This window comes from Enterobacter cloacae complex sp. P1B (genome assembly GCF_014982345.1).
Lineage (GTDB): Bacteria > Pseudomonadota > Gammaproteobacteria > Enterobacterales > Enterobacteriaceae > Enterobacter > Enterobacter bugandensis.
The window spans coordinates 178,630-203,501 of sequence record NZ_JADCLF010000008.1; the positions used below are offsets into that span (position 1 = coordinate 178,630).

General features: G+C 53.0%; 19 protein-coding genes, 3 tRNA genes and 1 pseudogene. 12 read left to right on the forward strand and 11 right to left on the reverse strand.

Going from position 1 to position 24,872, the window contains the following annotated elements:
- Positions 1-61: 61 nt before the first annotated feature.
- Positions 62-137, reverse strand: a tRNA-Val gene (locus tag INF77_RS09310).
- Positions 138-395: 258 nt separating this feature from the next.
- Here INF77_RS09310 and gltX point away from each other — a divergent pair.
- The gene (gene gltX, locus INF77_RS09315; RefSeq protein ID WP_045631029.1) at positions 396-1,811 is read left to right on the forward strand and encodes a glutamate--tRNA ligase; all 1,416 of its coding nucleotides are present in this window, start codon (positions 396-398) and stop codon (positions 1,809-1,811) included.
- A 52-nt stretch (positions 1,812-1,863) separates the two neighbouring features.
- Here gltX and INF77_RS09320 read toward each other — a convergent pair whose 3' ends face one another.
- Complete coding sequence (locus INF77_RS09320; RefSeq protein ID WP_032644902.1) at positions 1,864-2,247, reverse strand: YfeC-like transcriptional regulator; 384 nt, start codon at positions 2,245-2,247, stop codon at positions 1,864-1,866.
- Position 2,248: 1 nt separating this feature from the next.
- Positions 2,249-2,611 (reverse strand): YfeC-like transcriptional regulator, encoded by a 363-nt coding sequence (locus INF77_RS09325; RefSeq protein ID WP_088204738.1) that lies wholly within the window; start codon positions 2,609-2,611, stop codon positions 2,249-2,251.
- Positions 2,612-2,828: 217 nt separating this feature from the next.
- Here INF77_RS09325 and INF77_RS09330 point away from each other — a divergent pair.
- The 3 genes from INF77_RS09330 to INF77_RS09340 all read left to right on the forward strand — a co-directional run bounded on the left by INF77_RS09330 (position 2,829) and on the right by INF77_RS09340 (position 5,426).
- Positions 2,829-2,904, forward strand: a tRNA-Ala gene (locus INF77_RS09330).
- Between the two features lie 41 nt (positions 2,905-2,945).
- Positions 2,946-3,021, forward strand: a tRNA-Ala gene (locus INF77_RS09335).
- Positions 3,022-3,236: 215 nt separating this feature from the next.
- Positions 3,237-5,426, forward strand: a complete 2,190-nt coding sequence (locus tag INF77_RS09340) for an EAL domain-containing protein (RefSeq protein WP_100169903.1) — start codon at positions 3,237-3,239, stop codon at positions 5,424-5,426.
- A gap of 44 nt (positions 5,427-5,470) precedes the next feature.
- Here INF77_RS09340 and INF77_RS09345 read toward each other — a convergent pair whose 3' ends face one another.
- On the reverse strand, positions 5,471-6,658 hold the full coding sequence (locus INF77_RS09345) for a NupC/NupG family nucleoside CNT transporter (protein ID WP_008501591.1): 1,188 nt from the start codon (positions 6,656-6,658) through the stop codon (positions 5,471-5,473).
- A 346-nt stretch (positions 6,659-7,004) separates the two neighbouring features.
- Here INF77_RS09345 and INF77_RS09350 point away from each other — a divergent pair, with 346 nt between their 5' ends.
- Complete coding sequence (locus INF77_RS09350; RefSeq protein ID WP_193532294.1) at positions 7,005-8,243, forward strand: Nramp family divalent metal transporter; 1,239 nt, start codon at positions 7,005-7,007, stop codon at positions 8,241-8,243.
- A gap of 32 nt (positions 8,244-8,275) precedes the next feature.
- Here the strand turns inward: INF77_RS09350 and INF77_RS09355 are convergent, their stop codons facing one another.
- Together INF77_RS09355 and mgrA are read right to left on the reverse strand one after the other, a co-directional pair.
- Complete coding sequence (locus tag INF77_RS09355; protein WP_049138779.1) at positions 8,276-8,632, reverse strand: DUF2502 domain-containing protein; 357 nt, start codon at positions 8,630-8,632, stop codon at positions 8,276-8,278.
- Between the two features lie 127 nt (positions 8,633-8,759).
- Entirely contained in the window at positions 8,760-9,758 is a 999-nt protein-coding gene (mgrA, locus tag INF77_RS09360; protein WP_193532295.1) for an L-glyceraldehyde 3-phosphate reductase, read from the reverse strand.
- 185 nt (positions 9,759-9,943) lie between these two features.
- Here mgrA and ipdC point away from each other — a divergent pair, with 185 nt between their 5' ends.
- A complete protein-coding gene (ipdC, locus tag INF77_RS09365; protein WP_193532296.1) occupies positions 9,944-11,602 on the forward strand; it encodes an indolepyruvate decarboxylase in 1,659 nt (552 codons plus the stop codon).
- Here the strand turns inward: ipdC and INF77_RS09370 are convergent, their stop codons facing one another.
- Positions 11,603-12,838 (reverse strand): ion channel protein, encoded by a 1,236-nt coding sequence (locus tag INF77_RS09370; RefSeq protein ID WP_193532297.1) that lies wholly within the window; start codon positions 12,836-12,838, stop codon positions 11,603-11,605. It abuts the gene before it with no gap.
- Positions 12,839-13,043: 205 nt separating this feature from the next.
- Between INF77_RS09370 and glk the strand changes: the two genes are divergently transcribed.
- Positions 13,044-14,009, forward strand: a complete 966-nt coding sequence (glk, locus tag INF77_RS09375; RefSeq protein ID WP_028013981.1) for a glucokinase — start codon at positions 13,044-13,046, stop codon at positions 14,007-14,009.
- 38 nt (positions 14,010-14,047) lie between these two features.
- On the opposite strand, the gene INF77_RS09380 is transcribed toward glk, so the two are convergent.
- Together INF77_RS09380 and INF77_RS09385 are read right to left on the reverse strand one after the other, a co-directional pair.
- A complete protein-coding gene (locus INF77_RS09380) occupies positions 14,048-14,779 on the reverse strand; it encodes a LytTR family DNA-binding domain-containing protein (RefSeq protein WP_150144493.1) in 732 nt (243 codons plus the stop codon).
- Between the two features lies 1 nt (position 14,780).
- Entirely contained in the window at positions 14,781-16,487 is a 1,707-nt protein-coding gene (locus tag INF77_RS09385; protein WP_193532298.1) for a sensor histidine kinase, read from the reverse strand.
- Positions 16,488-16,873: 386 nt separating this feature from the next.
- Between INF77_RS09385 and alaC the strand changes: the two genes are divergently transcribed.
- A complete protein-coding gene (alaC, locus tag INF77_RS09390) occupies positions 16,874-18,112 on the forward strand; it encodes an alanine transaminase (RefSeq protein WP_028013978.1) in 1,239 nt (412 codons plus the stop codon).
- Between the two features lie 50 nt (positions 18,113-18,162).
- Here the strand turns inward: alaC and ypdK are convergent, their stop codons facing one another.
- Entirely contained in the window at positions 18,163-18,234 is a 72-nt protein-coding gene (ypdK, locus tag INF77_RS23455) for a membrane protein YpdK (protein ID WP_099458937.1), read from the reverse strand.
- 358 nt (positions 18,235-18,592) lie between these two features.
- Positions 18,593-19,513: a kdo(2)-lipid IV(A) palmitoleoyltransferase gene (gene lpxP / locus INF77_RS09400; protein WP_028013977.1), complete on the reverse strand. Its 921-nt coding sequence runs from the start codon at positions 19,511-19,513 to the stop codon at positions 18,593-18,595.
- Between the two features lie 792 nt (positions 19,514-20,305).
- Between lpxP and tssB the strand changes: the two genes are divergently transcribed.
- The 4 genes and pseudogenes from tssB to INF77_RS09420 form a co-directional block, all read left to right on the forward strand.
- The gene (tssB, locus tag INF77_RS09405) at positions 20,306-20,803 is read left to right on the forward strand and encodes a type VI secretion system contractile sheath small subunit (RefSeq protein ID WP_041908834.1); all 498 of its coding nucleotides are present in this window, start codon (positions 20,306-20,308) and stop codon (positions 20,801-20,803) included.
- Positions 20,804-20,835: 32 nt separating this feature from the next.
- On the forward strand, positions 20,836-22,380 hold the full coding sequence (gene tssC / locus INF77_RS09410; protein WP_047368046.1) for a type VI secretion system contractile sheath large subunit: 1,545 nt from the start codon (positions 20,836-20,838) through the stop codon (positions 22,378-22,380).
- A 17-nt stretch (positions 22,381-22,397) separates the two neighbouring features.
- Positions 22,398-23,738 carry a type VI secretion system baseplate subunit TssK gene (gene tssK / locus INF77_RS09415; RefSeq protein WP_150144491.1) on the forward strand — a complete coding sequence of 447 codons (1,341 nt, stop codon included), beginning with the start codon at positions 22,398-22,400 and terminating at the stop codon, positions 23,736-23,738.
- Positions 23,735-24,019, forward strand: a pseudogene (locus INF77_RS09420) (DotU family type IV/VI secretion system protein); the annotation flags it as partial. The gene tssK and the pseudogene INF77_RS09420, both read left to right, overlap by 4 nt.
- Positions 24,020-24,872: the final 853 nt, after the last annotated feature.

Sequence of the window (24,872 nt, forward strand, 5' to 3'; positions counted from 1 at the left end):
ACCAACTGAGCTAATCGCCCAATCTCAATTCTTATCTACACTGCGAGTCTACCGAAGTAGATGGTGGGTGATGACGGGCTCGAACCGCCGACCCCCTCCGTGTAAAGGAGATGCTCTACCAACTGAGCTAATCACCCCCGCTGTGTGGAGTCGCATTATAGGGAGAGTTGAAAATGAGTCAACGCATTTTCTAAAGTTTTTATTCGTTCGTCGTAAAATTAAACAAAACGATCGCAAAACGGGCGGTGGCGCATGATTTCTAAACAAAAACAGCAAACTCCGCCACGATAAAGGGATCGACATTGAGGAATCCCCCCACAGTGATAGAATATTGCCCATCTTTTTTTCCCCGGGATTTGCCGATTGCCGGCATCTTTATAACGTAAGGCCATTTCATGAAAATCAAAACTCGCTTCGCGCCGAGCCCGACAGGCTATCTGCACGTCGGTGGTGCTCGTACTGCTCTCTATTCCTGGCTTTTTGCACGCCACAACCAAGGTGAGTTCGTGCTGCGTATAGAAGATACCGATCTTGAGCGCTCCACGCCGGAAGCAATTGAAGCCATTATGGATGGTATGAACTGGCTGAACCTGCAGTGGGACGAAGGCCCGTATTTCCAGACCAAACGTTTTGACCGCTATAACGCTGTTATTGATGAGATGCTTGTCGCGGGCACGGCGTATAAGTGCTACTGCTCCAAAGAGCGTCTGGATGCGCTGCGTGAAGAGCAGATGGCGAACGGTGAAAAACCGCGCTATGACGGCCGCTGCCGCCACGACCACAGCGAGCATGCCGCTGATGAGCCATGCGTGGTGCGTTTTGCTAACCCGCAGGATGGCTCGGTGATTTTCGACGACCAGATCCGTGGCCCGATCGAATTCAGCAACCAGGAGCTGGACGATCTGATCATACGCCGTACCGACGGTTCCCCAACCTATAACTTCTGCGTCGTGGTTGATGACTGGGATATGGAAATTACCCACGTTATCCGTGGTGAAGACCATATCAACAATACCCCACGCCAGATCAACATCCTGAAAGCGCTGAATGCACCTGTTCCGGTCTATGCGCACGTCTCCATGATCAACGGCGACGACGGTAAAAAGCTGTCTAAACGTCACGGTGCGGTCAGCGTCATGCAGTATCGCGACGACGGCTATCTGCCGGAAGCGCTGCTGAACTATCTGGTGCGTCTGGGCTGGGCTCACGGCGACCAGGAGATCTTCAGCCGCGAAGAGATGATCGAACTGTTCTCTCTGAGCTCTGTGAGCAAATCTGCCAGCGCATTCAACACCGACAAGCTGCTGTGGCTCAACCATCACTACATCAATACCATGCCGCCGGAATATGTGGCGACTTACCTGCAGTGGCACATTGAGCAGGCAAACATTGATACCCGCACTGGCCCTGAGCTGGCGGACCTGGTAAAACTGCTCGGCGAGCGCTGCAAAACGCTGAAAGAAATTGCCGAAAGCTGCCGCTACTTCTATGAAGAGTTTGATGAGTTCGACGCCGACGCCGCGAAGAAGCACCTCCGCCCGGTTGCGCGTCAGCCGCTGGAAGTGGTGCGTGACAAGCTGGCTGCGCTCACCGAGTGGACCGCTGAGAATGTGCATCACGCCATTCAGGCGACCGCAGACGAACTGGAAGTGGGCATGGGCAAAGTCGGTATGCCACTGCGCGTTGCGGTGACCGGCGCGGGTCAGTCTCCGGCGCTGGACGTGACTGTCCATGCCATCGGCAAGTCACGCAGCGTGGCGCGCATCAACAAGGCGCTGGATTTTATTGCAGAACGTGAAAATCAGCAGTAATTAAGCCATCTATAAGAAAAACGGCAGGGTATCCTGCCGTTTTTTTTGCCTTTTATTCGGCAATACCCAGACGAGCAAGAAAACCGCGTATGCCTTCGCGCTTCAGTAAGGTATCCAGACGCTGCTGTTCAAGCTCAGTCATACTCTCCAGCGTTTCGATAATGCCCGGACGCAGACGTGAAGGCTGTTCATTGTAGGATGAGGCCACCTCAGCCAGATGATAAACCGCCTGGCGGTTACGGATAGCCGGGAGGCTCATAATATGCTCCTTCACGCGTGCATCAACGTGAATGAGCCGCGCCCGACCGCCTTTTACACCATTGAGTCCTTCGGTTTTCCACCCCTGCTGCCGTATCCAGCGATTTACCGTTTGTCTGGCAACACCCAAATTCTCCGCCAGCTCTTCCGTGGTCATTTTGCTACGTAGTCTTTTCATATTAATTCTGGTCGCGAATCCCTAAACGTTGCAACAAACCGGTAATCCCTTCCCGCAATAGCAGCGATGTCATCTGCTTCTGCTCTTCCGGCGTCATTTCATTGGCCAGCGTCAGGAGTAGGGTATGCAGCGAACCGTCAGTGCTAATGCCCTCAGGCATAGCGGATGTTTCCGTTGCCCGGCGTGCGCTGCGGATAAAGTCACGCACCTTTTCGTTCACATGCACCAGACGCGCTTTACCCCCCTGGACACCGGGCTTAGGCGACGTTATCCAACCCTCTTTGCGTACCCATTTATTGATGGTCTGTCGGCTATAGCCAGTGAGCAGGGCTAACTCTTCCGGCGTCATTCGTTCCTTGATCATGCAATTTCCTGAATATTCGTGGGGTTAATTAACGGCTCATTTTATAGCACCGTTTTACGTGAAAACGTGACAGGCTTAACTCATGACTGCGAGCAGGCTCGCAAAGTGATTCATTTGCATGATTTTTCGGCGATTGAACCGCGGCTATTGATTTTGCCGTTGACACTCCGCGGCGGAATTCATATTATGCCGCCCGTCAACATGACAGCTTTACGATGGGGCTATAGCTCAGCTGGGAGAGCGCCTGCATGGCATGCAGGAGGTCAGCGGTTCGATCCCGCTTAGCTCCACCAAACTCTGAACCCAACAGAGTGTGGTTAGTAAAGTAACATGTGGGGCTATAGCTCAGCTGGGAGAGCGCTTGCATGGCATGCAAGAGGTCAGCGGTTCGATCCCGCTTAGCTCCACCAAAATTTTAAACCCTCGTCAAAAGACGAGGGTTTTTTTTATGTTTTTGTAACACCCCTAAACGTATTTTGTTGCCAAAATGGTTTTTTTCCATATCCCACCTCAACCGAAATCAATAAATCAGTCTATAAATAGACTTCAACTTGATTCGCGTAATTAATAAACCTATTATCCATGCGGTCAATGATATGAATGGATAATAATCTCCCCCAGCTTAATGAATAGAAAATCGTATAATAATGTAAAGATATTTATAATTGCTCTGGCGATCTGTCTGATTGCGGTTCCCGTTTCCCGTTATCTCTCCCCGCGTGCAATTGTTAATGAACACGACGTTTATTTAGCGTGGCTCCCGTTAAGCGTTATGCTGGCGATTATGCTGTTATTGGGGCGCCGCGGTATTCTGCCTATTCTGATAAGTTTTATGGTTGCTAATATATTTAACGTTAATTTAGCACCGCTACAATATTCAGTATTACTGTTCTGTCAGACTTTCTCCGTATTCGCTGCCTGCGGTGTTCTGCGCCTTCTGCTGGGCCGGCGCTGGCGCTACTGTATGCCCAACAGGCACATTGGGTTACGCATATTTTGGCTCGGCTTTATGGTGCCGATAGGCATTAAAATGTCGATGTATCTAGCTGGCTATTTCTTTGATTTTCCGGTCACAATCTCAACTTTCTTCGGCGAAGGAACGGTAATTTATAACGTTGTTGATATTCAAAGCCTGATATGCGCGGCGATGATTTTTACCATGATGTTCTATTATCCGTTAAGAATGATTATTAATCCTCGTTATGCCATCAAGTTCTGGCGGCGAAGTGTGAAGCCCGTGTTTTTACACAAGAAATCATTATATATATTCGTCTGGCTGATGCTGTTAATCGCCATCATCGCAATTTTATGTGCGCCTTTTGAGTCGCCTGTTATTGCGGGCTATTTGATGCCGATTATTTTCATTCTCTTTACGTTAGCGATTAGCCGTCTGAGCTATGCGCTTATCTCTCTGCTGTGGGCCACTTCTGCGCTTCTGCTGTTGACCTACAACTACAACTTTCTAAACGGAGTGGAGTCGGGCCATTCGCTCTCCTTTATCCTGTCGGTACTGATCTCTTTTGCTATCTGCCTGCTTTATATGTCGCGTATCTATCAGCGAAGCGAATGGTTGAAGCAGGGCTGGCAGGACAGAGCGCTCACCGATCCGCTGACCGGATTACCCAACATTCGTGCGCTGGAAGATTTTCTCCTCGACCACCCGGATGCCAAAGTGTGTTGCCTGAGAATGGATAATCTGGAGTTTTTGAGCCGCCATTACGGCATTCTCATGCGGGTGCACTGCAAACGAATGATCACGTCCTCTCTCCAGCCGCTGTTGCAAAAAGATGAGACGCTTTTCCAGCTGCCGGGAAGCGAGCTGGTGCTGGTATTGCTTGGGCAGGGAACGGCCGAGCGCCTCCAGCATATGGTTGATCGGCTGAACAGTCGTAAGATTTTCTGGAACAATACCGGGCTGGATATCGAATTTGGCGCGTCCTGGGGAATGGTCGAAAACGGTGAGAAACTGCACCACACGCTGGGGCAACTGAGCTGGCTGGCCGAGCAATCCTGCGGAGCGCACAACGTTCTTGCGCTGACGAATAGCCTGGAAGCTGCATCAGGACAAACAACGGAGCGTGTCCTGATGCTGGCGCGGATTAAGCACGCCCTGGAGGGGGGGCAGTTCCATTTGTATGCGCAGCCGATCCAGAAGGCGGACGGTAGCGGGTACTACGAAATTCTGGCGCGTATGGAGAGCGAGGGCGAGATCATCACCCCTGACCGCTTTATTCCCCTGATTGCCCAGTTCAACCTCAGCCACCGGTTTGATATGTGCGTCATGGAAAAATTACTGCTGTGGCTGCGCGATCACCCAGCGACGCAGGCTGGCACCCGTTTCTCTGTCAATCTGATGCCGCTTACGCTGATGCAAAATGAGGTGGCGACTGAGATTTGTGCGCTCTTTGAACGGTACGGCGTTGCGCCTCAGGCTGTCGTGATTGAGATCACCGAAGAGCAGGCCTTCTCCAATTCCGGCTGCAGCATCCACAATATTCAGCAGCTGCGGGATTACGGTTTCAGGATTGCCATCGATGATTTTGGTACCGGCTACGCCAACTACGAGCGTCTGAGACGCCTGCAGGCAGACATCATTAAAATTGACGGCTGCTTCGTGAAAGATATTTGTACTGATGATATGGACGCAATGATCGTCCAGTCGATATGTAATCTGGCGAAGACGAAATCACTGTGCGTGGTGGCAGAATATGTTGAGACGCCAGCGCAGCGGGAGATGCTGCTACGCTTCGGCGTGGACTATCTCCAGGGCTACCTGATAGGCAAACCCAAACCGCTGGAAGAATTGCGGGCATAAAAAAACCGGGAGCAAGTCTCCCGGTTTTTTTTTTACGCTAAACGTTACAGAACCAGCGCAGCAATAGAAGCAGACAGGACGCTCACCAGGGTGGAGCCGTAAACCAGTTTCAGGCCAAAGCGAGAAACCACGTTACCCTGTTCTTCGTTCAGGCCTTTAATCGCACCGGCGATAATCCCGATGGACGAGAAGTTCGCGAAGGAGACCAGGAATACGGACAGAATGCCTTCCGCACGTGGAGAGAGCGTGCTGGCGATTTTCTGCAGATCCATCATCGCAACGAATTCGTTAGAAACCAGCTTGGTCGCCATGATACTGCCTACCTGCAGCGCTTCGTGAGCCGGAACACCCATCACCCATGCGACAGGGTAGAAGATGTAGCCCAGGATGCCCTGGAAGGAGATGCCCAGCACTGCGGCGAACAGGGCGTTCAGTGCGGAGATCAGGGCGATAAAGCCGATCAGCATCGCGGCAACGATAATCGCCACTTTGAAACCGGCCAGGATGTACTCACCCAGCATTTCGAAGAAGCTCTGACCTTCGTGCAGGTTAGACATCTGGATGTTCTCTTCGCTGGCGTCAACGCGATACGGGTTGATCAGCGACAGAACGATAAAGGTGCTGAACATATTCAGAACCAGCGCTGCAACCACATATTTTGGCTCCAGCATGGTCATGTACGCGCCCACGATAGACATGGAAACGGTAGACATCGCGGTTGCCGCCATGGTGTACATGCGGTTACGGGACATTTTGCCGAGGATATCTTTATACGCGATGAAGTTCTCAGACTGACCGAGGATCAGGGAACTTACGGCGTTGAAAGATTCCAGCTTGCCCATGCCGTTTACTTTGGATAACAGGAAACCAATGCCACGAATAACGAACGGCAGAACGCGGATGTGCTGCAGAATACCGATCAGCGCGGAGATGAAGACGATTGGGCACAGTACCTTCAGGAAGAAGAATGCCAGACCTTCGTCGTTCATTTTACCGAAGACAAAGTTTGTCCCTTCGTTGGCGAATCCGAGCAGTTTTTCGAACATTTCGGAGAAGCCTTTCACGAAGCCGAGGCCTACGTTGGAGTTCAGGAAGAACCACGCAAGTAAAACTTCAATGACCAGCAGCTGGACAACATAACGAATACGAATTTTTTTGCGGTCTGTGCTGACCAGCAATGCGAGTGCAGTAACGACAACAAGTGCCAGGACAAAATGAAGGACGCGGTCCATATTTGCTCCAAATATGAGGCAGGTTTAATTTTCGTGCACATTCTATGTAACAAGCGAAAAGAAAACGAGATCAGGGACACACTATAGTTACATCCTGTGACGAGTCTCAAAATTAGTGATCCACAATACATTTTTGTTATGTTAGGTAAATGAGTGAAAAGTTAAGTTTGTGTGCTACGCTTCACAAATGACCGCGCATTTTCACATTCTGTGATGTCGCACCACCTGCCCGTCTATTGTTCTTAGCTATCAGAGAAATCATTTTAAACTCTCTAAATGATCTTGATAATCATTCTCATTTTGATAGCATTAAACATAGCAAAGGCTATATTTCCAGAGGCAGATAATGACAAACAGTCGCGTAGAGGGTAGCAGTGATAGAGCCGCGCGCAAGTTGCGGTTCGCATTAATGGGACCTGCTTTTATTGCTGCCATCGGCTATATCGATCCGGGTAATTTTGCGACCAATATTCAGGCCGGGGCCAGTTTCGGCTATAAGCTGCTGTGGGTGGTCGTCTGGGCAAACCTGATGGCGATGCTGATTCAGATGCTCTCTGCAAAACTGGGGATTGCCACGGGTAAAAACCTGGCGGAGCAAATTCGCGACCATTATCCTCGTCCGGCGGTGTGGCTCTACTGGGTTCAGGCGGAAATTATCGCCATGGCAACCGATCTCGCTGAATTTATCGGGGCAGCGATCGGCTTTAAGCTGATTCTGGGCGTGTCGCTGTTACAGGGAGCGGTGCTGACCGGGATTGCCACATTCCTGATCCTGATGTTACAGCGTCGGGGGCAAAAACCGCTGGAGAAGGTCATTGGTGGCCTGCTGCTGTTTGTTGCTGCGGCGTACATCGTCGAGCTGATTTTCTCACAGCCGAATCTGGCGCAGCTCGCGAAAGGCATGGTGATCCCAAGCCTGCCAACCTCGGAAGCGGTTTTCCTGGCCGCCGGGGTACTTGGGGCGACCATTATGCCGCATGTCATTTATTTGCACTCCTCGTTGACCCAGCATCTGCACGGCGGGACGCGTAAAGAACGCTACTCGGCAACCAAATGGGATGTGGCAATCGCCATGACCATCGCGGGTTTTGTGAATCTGGCGATGATGGCCACCGCAGCCGCCGCTTTCCACTTTAACGGTCATACTGGCGTCGCCGATCTCGACCAGGCTTACCTCACGCTCGAGCCGTTACTGAGCCATGCTGCTGCCACGATATTTGGTCTGAGCCTGGTTGCCGCCGGTCTCTCCTCCACGGTGGTGGGGACGCTGGCAGGGCAGGTGGTGATGCAGGGATTTGTTCGCTTCCATATTCCATTGTGGGTGCGTCGTTTTATCACCATGCTTCCGTCGTTTATCGTGATTCTGATGGGGCTCGATCCAACGCGAATTCTGGTGATGAGCCAGGTGCTGCTGAGCTTTGGTATTGCGCTGGCGCTGGTGCCGCTGCTGATTTTCACCAGCAATAAAACTCTGATGGGTGAGCTGGTTAATACGACGCTGGTGAAACGGGCCGGGTGGGCCATCGTGGTGGTCGTCGTAGCGCTAAATCTGTGGCTGTTGATTGGCACCGCGCTGGGGCTATAAAAGAAAAAGGAGCCGGGAGGCTCCTTTTTGCATTAATGATGACCGTGACCGTGACCGTGACCACCGCGTCCTTTTCCGCCGTGACCCCAGCCGCCGCGGCGGTCGTCACGATCTTTCCAGCCTTCGCGGTAGCCGCGCTCATAAGCGTTGTTTTTATACCAGCCGCGATGCAGGCCGTTATCGTGCCTGCGCCAGCGGTCACCCCGCCATTCATAATGACGGTGCCAGTAATCACGGTCGCGCCAGTAGCCACCGTCCCAGTATCTGCCGTAGTCGTCACGATCGCCAATTTGTAATTTTACTGATGGCAACAGGGTGATTTCGCCCGCAGTGGCGACGAGCGGGGCCGAAGCCAGTAATACCGCTGCAAGAATCAGTGACCTGAACATACTCTTTCTCCTTCACGATCGGGGCCTTCGTGGGGCCTGTTAACGCAATATTACGAGTTGGTAAAGGATCGTTTCATCGCCTCAACTCCGAATTCCCGAGGGAGAGCACTTTTTGCTAAAAGTGGTTTTATTTTGAACTGCTCGGGATCTGGTCGATTAGAGAAAGTTCTTCTGCGGTAAACTGGCGGTTTTCCAGCATACCCACGGCATCATCAATCTGAGCCGTTTTGCTGGCACCGATCAGTACCGACGTGACCTCCTCATGGCGTAACACCCAGGCAAGCGCCATCTGCGAGAGTTTCTGGCCGCGGCTTTCTGCCAGGGCGTTTAGCTGGCGCACCTTCTCAAGCTTCTCTTCGGTGATCTGTTCCGGGTTAAGGAATTGACTGCCGCTTGCCGCACGGGAATCGGCGGGAATACCGTTAAGATACCGGTTGGTCAACTGTCCCCCTGCCAGCGGCGAGAAGGGAATACAGCCGACCCCTTTTTCCTGCAGAACATCCAGCAAACCCTCTTCCGGCGAACGTTCGAACATCGAGTATTTCGGCTGGTGGATCAGGCAGGGCGTGCCCAGGTCATTCAGGATATCAATCGCTTTTCGCGCCAGCTCGGCAGGATAGTTGGATAACCCGACATACAGGGCTTTGCCCTGGCGCACCAGATGGTCAAGCGCTTTCATGGTTTCCTGCAGCGGCGTTTCCGGGTCAGGACGGTGATGATAGAAGATATCGACATATTCCAGCCCCATGCGCTTCAGGCTTTGATCGAGGCTTGCCAGCAGATATTTACGCGATCCCCAGTCGCCGTAAGGGCCGTCCCACATGGTATATCCCGCTTTCGTGGAGACGATCAGCTCGTCGCGCCAGGGCAGGAAATCCTCCTGCAAAATACGGCCGAAATTACGCTCGGCAGACCCCGGCGGGGGACCATAGTTATTGGCAAGGTCGAAATGCGTAATACCCAGATCGAACGCGCGCTGTAAAAGTTGACGGCTATTTTCGATGAGCGTGGCGTCACCAAAGTTATGCCACAGCCCCAGCGAGACCGCGGGCAACCTGAGTCCGCTTCGCCCACAGCGGCGATACTCCATTGTCTGATAACGATTTTTGTCCGGCTGATAACCCATTCGTATGACCTCTCGTGCTGAAGAGAAAAATCAGTGTATACGTTTACATTAACGTGAAAAAAAGCAGCATAGCCCAGCATTTTTTGTAAAGCATTCTTTCCATAGCCTTCTTATCACCAATTCTGGACAGCCATCACGCTTATTTAATACTCAAAGTGAGGTCAACATCAGAAGGATACCTGTTTATGCGTACCCCGTACTGCGTCGCCGATTACCTGCTGGACCGTCTTACAGATTGTGGAGCCGATCATCTGTTTGGCGTGCCGGGCGACTATAACCTGCAGTTTCTCGACCACGTAATAGACAGCCCGGATATCTGCTGGGTGGGCTGTGCCAACGAGTTAAACGCCTCTTATGCCGCTGACGGATATGCCCGCTGTAAGGGCTTCGCCGCGCTGCTGACGACGTTTGGCGTCGGCGAATTAAGTGCCATGAACGGCATTGCGGGCAGCTATGCCGAGCACGTTCCGGTGCTGCATATTGTTGGCGCGCCGGGTATGGCGTCTCAACAAAGGGGGGAACTGCTGCACCATACGCTGGGCGATGGTGAGTTCCGTCATTTTTACCAAATGAGCGAGCCGATCACCGTTGCACAGGCGATCCTGACCGAACAAAACGCCTGTTATGAAATCGACCGGGTACTGACGACGATGCTCCGGGAACGTCGCCCCGGCTATTTGATGTTACCTGCCGATGTGGCAAAAAAAGCCGCTACGCCGCCTGTAAACGCTCTCACACTTCGGCATGCCCATGCCGATAGCGCCTGCCTGAAAGCGTTCCGGGATGCTGCGGAGCGTCAACTGGCAGCGAGTAAGCGTACCGCGCTGTTAGCGGATTTTCTTGTCCTGCGCCATGGGCTGAAGCACGCGCTGCAGAAGTGGGTGAAGGATGTGCCGATGGCGCATGCCACGATGCTGATGGGCAAAGGCATATTCGACGAACGTAACGCCGGTTTTTACGGCACCTACAGCGGTTCAGCCAGTGCCGGTCCGGTAAAAGAGGCGATAGAGGGAGCGGATACGGTGCTGTGCATCGGCACGCGTTTTACCGATACTCTGACGGCCGGGTTTACCCATCAGTTAACGCCTGCACAGACGATAGAAGTCCAGCCTCATGCCGCCCGCGTCGGCGATATCTGGTTTACCGGCATCCCGATGGCCCAGGCCATTGAAGCGCTGCTGGAGCTGTGCAAACAGCATATTCACGATAAGCCTGTTCCGGCATCGCACAGCGCGATGAATTTCCCTCAGCCGGACGGCTCACTTACGCAGGAGAATTTCTGGCAAACGCTGCAAACGTTTATTCGCCCGGGAGACATCATCCTGGCCGATCAGGGCACCTCGGCCTTCGGCGCGATTGACCTGCGTTTGCCTGCCGACGTGAATTTTATCGTCCAGCCGCTGTGGGGCTCGATCGGCTACACCCTGGCCGCGGCGTTCGGTGCGCAAACGGCATGCCCGAACCGGCGGGTGATTGTGCTGACGGGGGATGGCGCGGCACAGCTGACCATTCAGGAGCTCGGGTCAATGTTGCGTGATAAACAACATCCCATCATTCTGGTGCTCAACAACGAAGGATACACGGTTGAAAGGGCAATTCACGGGCCGGAACAGCGTTACAATGACATTGCGCTATGGAACTGGACGCAAATCCCGCAGGCCCTGAGCCTCGATCCTCAGGCTCAGTGCTGGCAAGTCAGTGAAGCGGAGCAGCTGGCGGACGTGCTGGAAAAAGTGGCGCACCACGAGCGGCTCTCGCTAATTGAGGTGATGCTGCCAAAAGCGGATATCCCGCCGCTGCTGGGGGCGATTACAAAAGCGCTGGAAGCGCGCAATAGCGCCTGATTATTTGTCGTTTCGCCAGGCCATCATCATCGGTTTGCCCGCCAGCAGGAGCCAGGCGGGCAACATCACGATGCAGAGCAGCGGGAACAGCGTCGAATCCGGCACCACCACCGCCGCCATAAACAGGCTCAGCCATGCATCGCGCGTCACCACCAGTACCAGCCCCAGAATAGAGCAGGATACGGTAATCGCCGCCGGAACCGCGTCGACATGCTCGTGCAGCATCAGCCCCAGCGCCACGCCGACAAACACCGCCGGGAAGATACGCCCGCCGCGGAAACCGCACGCTGCAGCAACGACAAGCACCGCCAGCTTGATGACGGCAAACAACAGGTAATCGGACACGCTAAATACCTGGCTGAAGGCCAGCTGCTGCATCTCGTCCAGACCTTTGAACAGGGTCACCGTTCCGCCAATTGCGCCTAAAACACCGAGGATTAGCCCCCCTGTTCCCAGAATCAATACCGGATGTTTGAGTTTATGCACCAGCCGGTGCAGGCGCGGAAGACACCATACCGCCACCATGCCCAGCGCGATGGCGATCGCGACGACGATGGCGCCGCTGAATATATCTGCAATCCGCATCTCTCCGTAGTGCGGCAGAGAGAGGGAAAAATGGGGATGGAAAAACAGGCTTGTCGTCAGCGCGCCGGCAGCCGCGGCCATCAGCGGAGCGAACAGCTTATCCCAGAGCGGGACGTCGTTATCACTGGCCAACGTCTGAGAAAAGATCAGGGCAGCAGCAACAGGCGTGCCAAAAAGCGCCCCGATGGTGCCTGCGGAGGCGAGGATGGTCCAGTCCAGCGCGCCGACGCGAGGCAGAATGCGTGCGCCGAGGAACACCGCCAGGCCAATATTCACCGCCATAATCGGATGCTCGGGACCCAGGCTGACGCCGCCCGCCAGGCCCACGATCAACGCGACGATCAGCCCCGGCAGTGCAGAGGGGGGAACCGGAGCGCCAATCAGGGGTTCCAGCGCCGGGTCCGGTCCGGCGTGGCCGGGACTGAAACGGATCGCCAGACCCACCGCAATACCGGTTAACGTCAGCATCAGGATGATCCACGCCGAAGAATCCGCGGTGACCCCCAGTTTTGCCGGAAGCGCTGTCCATAAGAGAGTTTGCAGCACCGACGCGATTTTCATCACGACGATAAGGACCAGGCTTGAGGCCACGCCAATGATCAGCGCCGGAATTGCCAGCAACAGCATGGTTCTGGCTCGCGGGTGGAGCATGATGATTTCCTTGTACAAAATGCAATGACGTTACTTTGCATATTAAGCCTTATGGCAATAGTGCAAAAGGTGCTGAAACGGTAAAGTTATTCTGTGACGAAGATCGATAATCCACGGGCATTCACCTTCCGGTCGTTGTTGTTATCACGCCTTGAATTTACAGTGTCCGAAAGATTTATTCTGACTTTAGCGGAGCAGTAGAAGAATGACAAAGTATGCTTTGGTAGGCGATGTGGGCGGCACGAACGCGCGTCTCGCACTATGCGATGTAAGTAGCGGTGAAATTTCCCGGGCGAAGACCTACTCAGGGCTGGATTACCCAAGCCTTGAGGCCGTTGTTCGCGTCTATCTGGAAGAGCATCAGGTGAGCGTCGAAGACGGCTGCATCGCCATTGCCTGCCCGATAACCGGCGACTGGGTCGCAATGACCAACCATACCTGGGCATTCTCCATCGCAGAGATGAAAAAGAATCTCGGTTTTGCGCATCTGGAAATCATCAATGACTTCACCGCGGTGTCCATGGCGATCCCGATGCTCAAGCCGGAGCACCTGATTCAGTTTGGCGGCGCTGAACCTGTCGAAGGCAAGCCGATTGCGGTTTACGGGGCCGGTACCGGCCTGGGCGTGTCTCACCTGGTGCATGTTGCTCAGCGCTGGGTGAGCCTGCCGGGTGAAGGCGGCCATGTGGACTTTGCGCCAAACAGCGAAGAAGAGGGCATTATCCTCGAAGAATTGCGCGCGGAGATCGGCCACGTTTCCGCCGAGCGCGTCCTGTCAGGGCCGGGGCTGGTGAACCTGTATCGTGCGATTGTGAAGTCAGACGGTCGTCTGCCGGAAAATCTGCAGCCGAAAGACGTCACTGAACGCGCGCTGGCGGACAGCTGCATCGACTGCCGTCGCGCTCTTTCGCTGTTCTGCGTCATTATGGGACGGTTCGGCGGCAACCTTGCGCTAACGCTGGGCACCTTTGGCGGGGTCTATATTGCGGGCGGGATCGTGCCGCGCTTCCTCGACTTCTTTAAAGCCTCCGGTTTCCGCGGCGGGTTTGAAGATAAAGGGCGTTTCAGAAGCTACGTACAGGACATTCCCGTTTATCTCATCGTGCATGATAACCCAGGCCTTCTGGGTTCGGGTGCCCATCTGCGTCAGGTTCTCGGCCAAATCCTCTGATGCCTCATTACCCTCTCCCGCGGGAGAGGGCTCTTTCGTTACAGGTGCATCAGCTGGCGGAACTCTTTCACTTTGCTGCGGCTCACCGGCACCTGAAAATCCAAATCCTTCAGGCGCAAAATATAGGTGTTGTTAAACCACGGTTCGATCTCGCGGATCTTGTTTAAATTGACGCAATACGAACGGTGGCAACGGAAAAAGTGGGCTGCCGGAAGCTTGCTGCAGAATTCGGTAATGTTCATCGCCATGACATACGATTCCCGCCGCGTATAGACAAACGTCATCTTTTCGTGCGCTTCGGCGTAGTAGATATCGTTGACCGGGGTCACGATGATGCGCTCATCTTTGACCAGATTAATGGTGTCGTTTTCCCGTATCGTCGGGCTGGCGGTAGCCGGAGCGCTCTGTTGCTGCCATGCGGCCTCCAGCTTTTGCAGCATGCTGACAATTCGCGACTCCTGGTAAGGCTTCAGAATATAGTCAAATGCCTCCAGCTCGAAGGCTTCTACGGCATGCTCTTTCCACGCGGTAACGAACACAATAAACGGCTTATGGGCAAACTGATTGATATTTTGCGCCAGCAGCACGCCGTCCAGCGAGGGAATATTGATATCCAGAAAAATCGCGTCAACCCGGTTATGCTGCAGAAACTTCAGCACGTCCAGACCATCATCAAACGTACCCACAATCTCCATCTGGCTGTGGGTTTTGATAAGCCAGGTTAGTTCCTGTTGAGCCAGGAATTCATCTTCAACGATGATGACTTTCATATTACTCACCCTGAGGTAATAAAGATGTCGCCGCATGAACAGGGGAGCGCTCATTCGGGACGTAAAAAGCGATTTCAGTGCCTGGTTCAAGACGATGAATATGCAGCCCGTCGCCGTAGAGAAGCTTGACTCTGTGGTGCACGTTCAGCAGCCCGATTTTATTCCCGGGCATCTCGTTAGACTCCACGCGCTCAATGACTTTTGGGTCAATCCCGTGGCCGGTATCGCGTACCGCAATTCGTACCCGGTTGCCGCTTTCGGTGATGCTGATGGTGACCACCCCTTTGCCTTTACAGGGCTGAATACCGTGAACAATCGCGTTTTCAACCAGCGGCTGGATCAGCAGGCTCGGGATCACGCAGTTGACCTCTTCATCAATATCGTAAATCACCGTGAGCTTGTCGCCAAAGCGCGCCTGCTCAATCGCGATATAGTCTTTGATCTGATAAAGCTCTTTTTTAATGTCGATCTGCTCGTCATCTTTCAGTTCGATGTTGTAGCGCAGATAGCGCGACAGGTTAAAAATCAGCTGGCGCGCGGTGTCCGGATTCAAACGAATGGAAGAGGAGATAGCGTTGAGCGCGTTAAACAGGAAATGGGGATTAATTTTGCTCTGCAGCGCGCGCAGCTCTGCCTTATTTGCCATCTCACGCAGCTGTTCTGCCCGGGAGACCTCAAGCTGAGTAGAGATAATCTGCGACAGGCCAATGGCCATCTCCTGCAGCGTGGAGGTGATCTGATGCGCGTGGCAGTAATAAATTTTCAGCGTGCCCGTCACAACGCCTTTTTCCCATAGCGGGATCACCAGCATTGAGTGAATTTCCGGCGTTCGGTGAGCTTCATCATTGTTTTTAATGATGATTTTTCCGTAGTTAATCGCCTGTCTGGTGGTCGGACTAATGGTGTCATCACTGTCGCGATAGTTGTGCTCCCCGACGCCTACGTAGGCCAGCACGTGGTCGATATTGGTGATGGCGACGGCGTCAGCGTGAATGTCGTGGCGGATAATCTCGCAGACCTGGCGCAGCGACTCCGCGTTAACGTGGCGAAAGAGCGGCAGCGTTTTGTTGGCAATATCCAGCGCCAGCTTGGCCTGACGGGCGGCGCTGGCCTCTTTTTCCCCTTCAACGCTCTGCACCAGCAGCACGATAAAACCGATGCAGACGCTGCCCAGGATCATGGGAATACCGATTTTCGAGACGATATCCAGCCCCAGCGCGGTGGTGGGGGCCCAGACGACGACCAGGATCATGGTCAGCGTTTCGCACACCATGCCCGCAGCAATCCCGGCGCGCCAGCGCTGTTTTTTGGGGATCTTGCGGCCGATCCAGCCGGAAAGCACCCCGGCGATAATGCTGGTGATAAAGCATGGCACTGCCGTTACGCCACCGATATCAATCAGGTAGCGATGGGTCCCGGCAATCACGCCGGTGATGACACCCACCCACGGGCCAAACAAAATTCCGCCGGACATGACGGCGATAATGCGCACGTTAACCAGCGAACCCTCTACCGGCACCCCGGACCAGGTGCTGAACAGTGCGAACAGGGAAAAGATGGCGGTAACCGCCAGCAGCTCTTTCGGCGAGTGTGCGGATTTATGCAAAAGCTCGCGAAACAGGCGAATGCGAATCAGGAAGAACAGGCAAATCAGCATTAATGCCGCACGGTCAAAAACCGCCAGCAGCATAGTTAATATCTCGTGCACGGAGCAGACCTGGGCAAACGGGAAAGAACCATGATAAAAAACCTGGGGCGTATTGACCAGCTATCCGTCGGGTTTATCAAATGAGGAAAAACCATAGTTTACAAAGGGGATTGTCAGGTGAGGATTGATGCTACCCGATTTTTTCTCAGCGCCAAATCACCAGGTAACTGTTTTGATATCATTGTGTTAAATAACGGCTAACGGAAAGCCAATATCAGAACCCTGCTTTAACTTTCATGTATTGCAGTGTTCCGGTTTTCACGTGGGCGCTTTTTTTTCATTTCCCTCTCGACAGCGTGATTTTTTTCAGGTTATTTTCTAAGCACGCCACATCGGTGGCAGCGTCGCTCGGACGGTCCGGGCGCTAACGTTAATCTGAGGAATCTATGGCTGAATTCAGTCCTGAACGCCGTTTTACGCGTATCGATCGTCTCCCCCCTTATGTTTTCAATATCACTGCTGAACTGAAGATGGCTGCGCGTCGGCGCGGCGAAGATATTATCGATTTCAGCATGGGTAACCCTGACGGCCCAACGCCACCGCATATCGTTGAAAAGCTCTGCACGGTTGCCCAGCGTCCGGATACGCACGGCTACTCAACCTCGCGCGGTATTCCCAGGTTACGTCGCGCGATCTCGCGCTGGTATCAGGATCGTTATCAGGTTGATATCGATCCTGAAAGTGAGGCGATTGTCACCATCGGCTCGAAAGAAGGGCTGGCACATCTGATGCTGGCCACGCTGGATCACGGTGATACGGTGCTGGTACCCAATCCAAGTTACCCAATCCATATCTACGGCGCGGTGATTGCCGGGGCGCAGGTTCGCTCTGTTCCGCTGGTGGAAGGCGTCGATTTCTTTAACGAACTGGAACGTGCCATTCGCGAAAGCTACCCGAAACCCAAGATGATGATCCTCGGTTTCCCGTCGAACCCAACGGCCCAGTGCGTGGAGCTTGATTTCTTCGAGAAAGTTGTCGCTCTGGCCAAGCGTTATGACGTGCTGGTGGTTCATGATTTAGCCTACGCCGATATCGTCTATGACGGCTGGAAAGCTCCGTCGATAATGCAGGTTCCGGGCGCGCGTGACGTGGCGGTGGAGTTCTTTACCCTGTCGAAAAGCTACAACATGGCGGGCTGGCGTATTGGCTTTATGGTGGGTAACAAAACGCTGGTAAGTGCACTGGCGCGCATCAAGAGTTACCACGATTACGGTACCTTCACGCCGCTGCAGGTTGCCGCTATTGCCGCTCTGGAGGGCGATCAGCAGTGCGTTCACGACATTGCTGCTCAGTATAAACGTCGCCGCGACGTACTCGTAAAAGGGTTACATGAGGCTGGCTGGATGGTGGAGATGCCGAAAGCGTCCATGTACGTCTGGGCGAAAATTCCGGAACCGTACGCAGCGATGGGTTCGCTGGAGTTTGCTAAAAAGCTGCTGCAGGACGCGAAGGTGTGTGTGTCCCCGGGCATCGGCTTTGGTGATTATGGCGACACCCACGTGCGCTTTGCTTTAATCGAAAACAGCGACCGTATTCGTCAGGCGGTGAGGGGCATCAAGAGTATGTTCCGGGCCGATGGCCTGCTCTCAGCAAAGAGCGTTGCTGAAAACCCCGTGTCCTCATGACAAAAAAACAGGAGCCAAATGGCTCCTGTTTTTTTGACTGCATGTTCTCACTAGATCATCAGGGCAAAGGTTCCGGCCCAGACTAAAACGATCACCGAAATGCCCATAAAGAAATATTTCACGTTTCATCGCTCCGCGTATCTTGTGGTACGCATTTAAAAACAGAGTCCAACTGATTATAGAGAACTGAAATCCCGGCTAAACAGAAATGAGAATTTTCCCGTTACGCCGATGACTCCCGCTCAGAATTCTGTGCTTTCCTGGTGCCAGACGGCGCTAATGTACGCTTAAAAATGAGGGGTGACAAGAGGGATTTTTTTAAATAATTTCCGCCACTTACGAGTGTCGTGGAACGGCGACAGTTTGATTTCACAGCGCAATAAATTCACTTTGGGCGACGCCATCAAAGACGGTTTTGCAGTGAGATGACAGGTGCTTGAAAAGGCTAGTTTCTTAGCGAAACTAACCTTCATGTAGGGCTTAAATATAGAGGGAGGCTTCGCCAAGAGGACGCGTTTTGAAACGGCGATGCATCCAGAGATATTGCTCCGGTGCGCGCATGATTTCAGTTTCGATGACCTTATTGATAAACGCTGCCGCTTCACACTCGTTTTCCGGATAGTTAGCCATTTCCGGAGAGATGTGCAGACGGTAGCCTGACTTATCCGCTTTTCTCACCATCGTCACGGTCAGCATGGAGGCACCTGACAAACGCGAAATGACGAAAGTCCCGTTGGTCGTCGCTACATCCTTCACGGCAAAGAAGGGGGCAAAGCTGCTGCCTTTGCGTCCGTAATCCTGGTCAGGAGCGAACCAGACGGCCTCACCTTTCTTCAGGGCGCCAACCATACCGCGCAGGTTGTTACGGCTGATCATCGCTTTATTGGAGCGCATGCGGCCTCGCGTCTGAACCCACTCCATCAGTGCACTGTTGTGCGGTCTGTAGGTTGCCATCATTGGCTGACAAAGGCCCATCACGCGCCCGCCAAGCTCCAGGGACATAAAGTGCACGCCAACAACCATCACGCCGCGTTTTTGCAGCTGAGCGCGTTTAAGGTTGTCCAGTCCTTCTACATCAAACCATTTGCGGACGCGTTCATCCGGCCAGAACCAGGCCATGCCGGTTTCAAGCAGCGCCATGCCGATGGATTTAAAGTTTTCAGAGATCAGTTTTTCGCGCTCTTCAGCATTGTACTGTGGAAAGCAAAGCTCGATGTTTTTACGCGCGATAGATTCGCGACGCTTCAGGAAATAGCGGGATGCGCTGCCCAGTTTCGACCCCAGCATACGCAGCACAGGGTAGGGGAGCTGTACCAGCAGCCAGAGAACGCCAAGACCAAACCATGTAAACCAGTAACGCGGGTGTAAAAACGCGCGTTGAAATTTGGATTGAGACAAAATAGAGAAACCTATGTAGAGCCGGTGAAAGTAACGCTTAGTGCGATACCACGTGCCTATTAGACCGTAGTACAAGGTCATGGTTGCAGGCTTTACCGATCTTTACGGCGTTACCTGGCCATAGCTGACGTTGGGTGGGCGGTATAATGTAACACCGTTATACGATATGTGCTATTACTCGTTTTTGATTAAAAAAGCGACGATCCAGGAGGTGTTTGATTTTACAGATTTTATAAACAGCCGCATTGAGAGCATCCCTCCTTCTTGCGCGACGAGCTGAAGCCTCTGTGCAAGGATAAAGTCAATTCACGAGCAAGCACGGTATTAATGATTGACGACTCGTTAAGTATCCGGAAATGAATTTTTTACTACATATAATAAATAAGAATTTTCACAAGGAAAAATCTTATATATTATTCATGCCATCAATAAAATATTCACTTTTCATACTTCTTTCGTATCTTCTTTTTTGCGTCCCTCAATAGCTTCTTTCAGTTAATTCATGCTTTTTTGACAAGGTGTCGTGATGCAAATCAAAATAAGTTGTTTTTATTAGTATCTCACTGGTTGCGATCCTTTTAACGATATAAATATTTGGTTTGCGCGAAAAGAGTAGTTCCTTTTTCTGCCTTGGCAGGGCATTACACAATAATAGTTTAGCAGAAAATTCTTAAGAAATTTCTCATTGCGGGTTAATGATCTGCGTATTTGATTTTGTGTCGATCATTATTCTATGATTGCGCATCAACGCGATACCGTGAAGTTGGCATAGCAAAACCAAAGAGGGATGATGAGATGGCTGACAGTTTTCAGAATGAAGTGCCTAAGGCACGTATTAACCTAAAGCTTGACCTGCATACTGGCGGAGCAAGCAAGAAAATGGAATTACCATTGAAATTGCTTGTTGCGGGTGATTTTAGTAATGGGCAGGACACAGCGCCAATATTTGAGCGCGAAAAGGTTAATATCACGAAGAACAATTTTGATAGCGTTCTTTCCGAATATTCCCCAAAAGTTAATCTGACCGTTAAAAATACGCTGGCTGATGATGGCGGTGAGGACAACATTCAGCTGACTTTCCAGAGCATGAAAGATTTCACGCCAGAGCAGGTGGCTGCTCAGATACCGCAACTGAAGGCGATGCTGGCGATGCGCAACTTGCTCCGTGATTTGAAAGCCAACCTTTTGGACAACCAGACTTTCCGAAAAGAGCTGGAAAAAATCGTTCTTGACCAGTCGCTTAGCGCTGAGTTGCGAAATGAATTATCCGCACTGGCGTCAAAAAAATCCTAACCATCAGGCTGTTTTAACGGATTAATCAAGGAATGCTCATGTCTGTACAAAATAATATTACTGGCGGTGAAAGCGTGGTGCTGGAGCGCCCAGCAGCGGGTGGGGTTTACGCTTCCCTGTTTGAGAAGATCAATCTGAGCCCGGTCTCTGAGTTGAGCGCGCTGGATATCTGGCAAGATGCGCAGGCGATGTCGGATGCCACCGCCGATGAACGTCTGACTGCAGGTATGCAGGTCTTTCTGGAGTGTCTGACCAAAGCAGGCTCGAAAGTCGAAAAACTGGATAAAAGCCTGATTGATCACCATATCGCTGAGCTTGATTTTCAGATCAGCCGCCAGCTGGACGCTGTAATGCACCATGATGAATTTCAGGCGGTTGAGAGCCTGTGGCGTGGGGTGAAGTCGCTGGTGGATAAAACCGATTTTCGCCAGAACGTGAAAATTGAGCTTCTGAGTATGTCTAAAGAAGACCTGCGCCAGGACTTTGAAGACTGTCCGGAGGTGATCCAGAGTGGTCTTTATAAACACACCTACATCGACGAATATGATACCCCGGGCGGCGAGCCGATTGCGGCGCTGATTTCCGCTTACGAGTTCGACGCTTCAGCGCAGGATGTCGCTCTGCTGCGCAATATCTCTAAAGTCTCTGCTGCGGCACATATGCCGTTTATTGGCTCGGCAGGCCCGAAATTCTTCCTCAAGGAGTCAATGGAAGACGTTGCGGCGATTAAAGATATTGGTAACTATTTTGACCGCGCCGAGTACATCAAGTGGAAATCGTTCCGCGATACGGACGACGCGCGCTACATCGGTCTGGTGATGCCCCGCGTACTGGGACGTTTGCCGTATGGCCCGGATACCGTTCCGGTTCGCAGCTTCAATTATGTCGAAGAGGTCAAAGGTCCGGATCACGACAAATACCTGTGGACCAACGCATCGTTTGCTTTTGCGTCCAACATGGTGCGCAGCTTCATCAATAATGGCTGGTGTGTACAGATCCGTGGGCCACAGGCTGGTGGTGCGGTTCAGGACCTGCCTATCCATCTGTACGATCTCGGTACTGGCAATCAGGTAAAAATCCCGAGCGAAGTGATGATTCCTGAAACCCGTGAATTCGAATTCGCGAATCTGGGCTTCATTCCTTTGTCCTATTACAAAAACCGCGACTACGCCTGCTTCTTCTCGGCTAACTCCACGCAGAAACCGGCGCTGTATGACACCGCAGATGCAACGGCGAACAGCCGCATCAATGCGCGTCTTCCGTACATCTTCCTGCTGTCGCGTATCGCCCACTACCTGAAGCTGATTCAGCGCGAAAACATTGGCACCACTAAGGATCGCCGACTTCTGGAGCTGGAGCTGAACACCTGGGTCCGCAGTCTGGTGACCGAAATGACCGATCCGGGCGATGAACTTCAGGCGTCTCACCCACTGCGTGACGCGAAAGTGGTGGTGGAAGATATTGAGGATAACCCGGGCTTCTTCCGCGTGAAATTGTATGCGATTCCGCACTTCCAGGTGGAAGGGATGGACGTCAATTTGTCGCTTGTTTCACAGATGCCGAAAGCGAAAGCGTAAAAACAGGCAGGAAGCCGATGAAAACGGAACAACCGTTATGGGGTAGGGGCATTATGGTCTCTCCCCAGCATTTTCAGCAACAGGTCGCGTATGCGGCCTGGTCTGCCGAATGTATTGCCCGGCTGGGACTCATCTCACCCTGGGGGGTCATTGACGCCACTTTCGAACCGGAATCTCTCAAGCTTGGACGTCTCCAGGCCCGTCATCTGCATGTCCGTTTTCAGGACGGAACGCTGATTGATACAGACAATGCAGATTCTCTGCCGCCTGTGTTGTCGCTTGAAAGTGAATCGCAGGAGGTGACGGTGATGCTGGCGCTTCCGCTACTGCGGGCGAATGGCGGTAACTGCCTTAAACCCGATGAAGTGGCCGAGCGCCCGGTGCGTTATCGCCAGCGCTGGCGGGATGTGCGCAATGCGTATGGAGAAGACACCCGTCAGATTGCGGTAATGCAGCCGGAACTGACCCTGCGTTTTGCGCATCAGAACAACAGCGATTACCTGACTTGTCCGGTCGCCCGGCTGGAGCAAGATTCGCAGGGTGCATGGCAATTAGATGAGACGTTTCTCCCCCCTCTGTTGGCCATTCAAGGCAGCCGCTGGCTGGTGACGCAACTGGAACAGTTGATGACCCAGTTACGGGCCCGACTCTGTCGTCTGATGGCAATGCGGCGCGAAAGCAATGAGCGTATGGCTGACTTTGCCGTGGCTGATGTCTCTCTGTTCTGGCTGCTCAACGCGCTGAATAGCGCTGAGCCCGTACTGGGTCAGTTCCAGCGTAATCTGCAAAGCCCGCCGGAACGTCTGTATCCGGAGCTTTCTCGCCTGGCGGGGAGCTTGCTGACATTTTCTCTGGAGCACCAGGTGAACGCCATTCCGGTCTGGCATCATGAGCAACTCAACGCGGTATTTCCGCCGTTGTTTGATTTACTTAGCGATCTGCTTGAAGCCAGTCTGCCGTCCCGCGTGGTGGCTCTGACGCTCGACTATGACCCACGACTGCACTTCTGGCAGGCTCGCCTGCATGACCCGCGTCTGCGCGAAGGAGCGGATTACTATCTTTCTGTACGGTCGCCGATACCGGTGGCGCAGTTGCAGGAACAGTTCCCGCGCCAGTGTAAGGTCGGCAGTCCTGACCATGTGCGTGGGATCGTCAACTCATCCCGCGTGGGTGTACCGCTGATGCCGCTGCGTCATGTGCCAGCCGCCATTCCGCTGCGCCTGGAAAATCAGTATTTCAGTCTCGACCTCTCGCATCCTTTGGCGGCCGAAATGCTCCAGAGCGGGACATGCATGTTTTACGTCCCGGGCATGCTTGGTGAGCCTGAACTTGAACTCTTTGCGGTACTGAGAACATGAGTGAGCGTAAACGCGGCATTGCCGTGCCTGTTGATATTGACGCACTGCTGCAGGATACCTGGCTTCAGGTCATCAGCCTTCGCCATGGCCCGTTGTTTCAGGAAGGTGAAGGTCGGGTCTTATGGGAACGCTGTATCGCTGATGTAGAGCGCGTTCAGCGTGAACTAAAAGCGAGTGAGCTCGATGAAGCCAGCTGTAGGCATATCCTCACTGCACAATGTGCATTGCTTGATGAAGCGGTAAAAGGCCGCGGTGTAGAGGATGAAGGGTGGACTGTCTGGCGTGAGTCGAATGCGCCTTGTTCAATTGCCGCATGGGTCACCACCGGCGGTGCGCCTGTGATGCAGCAGCAGGTGCTGATGAATAGCCTGATGAGTTGGTTCCATCAGCATGTCCAGGCGGTATTCATCGATGATAATCCTGATGTTCCGGCCATTGCACCTGCAGCAATGCTGGGGGGAATGGGGCCGATTCTTGCCGGAAGCCTTGCGTCATCGGCCTGGACGGCGTGGTTGTCGCGTCATACCGCCATGCAGCAGGTGTCTGGCTGGCACCCGGTGGGAACGGACAGTACGGTGATCTCCCCACTTCCGGATTTCATCCTGCCACAGCTACCGGAAGGGGGAGGACTCACTCCCCGTGCCCGGACCTGGCGTTGCGTCCTTGGCATTTTCACCCTGGCTGCTATTACCGCGCTGCTTTGTAGTGGCTGGAATAATCGCCAGCTTCGGGAGGATGCGAAAAGCCAGTATCTTGTGGTTGGATGCGTTTCATGCCCCGCTTCACCTGATAGCCTGTTGCCCGCAGGGGAGTCTGCAGTACTGTGGCTGATAGGCGCTGACGCACACGTGGTGATGCCTCGGGGGGAATTTTATGATGCCTCAGATCCAGACAAATTGAGCATCGTCTGCGAACGCGCGGTCACTCAATGTGAACTTAAGGAGGAGCCAGCCGCCTGCATTTTGTTTTCGCATCCTCAAATTCCCCAGATGAACGAGTGTGGCTGGAACACCACCCATAATCTTCAGGATAGCTATTGGGGAGTGCCGGGAAGCATGGAACCTCTTATTGTTATTTCTCTTGCCGCTCTTTTTGCCCAAAACGAAGCACAGCCTTGCGGCTGGATTAGTACCG

Bases quoted from the DNA above. Each gene is read 5' to 3' on its own strand.
- gltX (WP_045631029.1), top strand. From the start codon at position 396: ATGAAAATCAAAACTCGCTTCGCGCCGAGCCCGACAGGCTATCTGCAC.
- INF77_RS09320 (WP_032644902.1), bottom strand. From the start codon at position 2,247: ATGAAAAGACTACGTAGCAAAATGACCACGGAAGAGCTGGCGGAGAAT.
- INF77_RS09325 (WP_088204738.1), bottom strand. From the start codon at position 2,611: ATGATCAAGGAACGAATGACGCCGGAAGAGTTAGCCCTGCTCACTGGC.
- INF77_RS09340 (WP_100169903.1), top strand. From the start codon at position 3,237: ATGAATAGAAAATCGTATAATAATGTAAAGATATTTATAATTGCTCTG.
- INF77_RS09345 (WP_008501591.1), bottom strand. From the start codon at position 6,658: ATGGACCGCGTCCTTCATTTTGTCCTGGCACTTGTTGTCGTTACTGCA.
- INF77_RS09350 (WP_193532294.1), top strand. From the start codon at position 7,005: ATGACAAACAGTCGCGTAGAGGGTAGCAGTGATAGAGCCGCGCGCAAG.
- INF77_RS09355 (WP_049138779.1), bottom strand. From the start codon at position 8,632: ATGTTCAGGTCACTGATTCTTGCAGCGGTATTACTGGCTTCGGCCCCG.
- mgrA (WP_193532295.1), bottom strand. From the start codon at position 9,758: ATGGGTTATCAGCCGGACAAAAATCGTTATCAGACAATGGAGTATCGC.
- ipdC (WP_193532296.1), top strand. From the start codon at position 9,944: ATGCGTACCCCGTACTGCGTCGCCGATTACCTGCTGGACCGTCTTACA.
- INF77_RS09370 (WP_193532297.1), bottom strand. From the start codon at position 12,838: ATGCTCCACCCGCGAGCCAGAACCATGCTGTTGCTGGCAATTCCGGCG.
- glk (WP_028013981.1), top strand. From the start codon at position 13,044: ATGACAAAGTATGCTTTGGTAGGCGATGTGGGCGGCACGAACGCGCGT.
- INF77_RS09380 (WP_150144493.1), bottom strand. From the start codon at position 14,779: ATGAAAGTCATCATCGTTGAAGATGAATTCCTGGCTCAACAGGAACTA.
- alaC (WP_028013978.1), top strand. From the start codon at position 16,874: ATGGCTGAATTCAGTCCTGAACGCCGTTTTACGCGTATCGATCGTCTC.
- tssB (WP_041908834.1), top strand. From the start codon at position 20,306: ATGGCTGACAGTTTTCAGAATGAAGTGCCTAAGGCACGTATTAACCTA.
- tssC (WP_047368046.1), top strand. From the start codon at position 20,836: ATGCTCATGTCTGTACAAAATAATATTACTGGCGGTGAAAGCGTGGTG.
- tssK (WP_150144491.1), top strand. From the start codon at position 22,398: ATGAAAACGGAACAACCGTTATGGGGTAGGGGCATTATGGTCTCTCCC.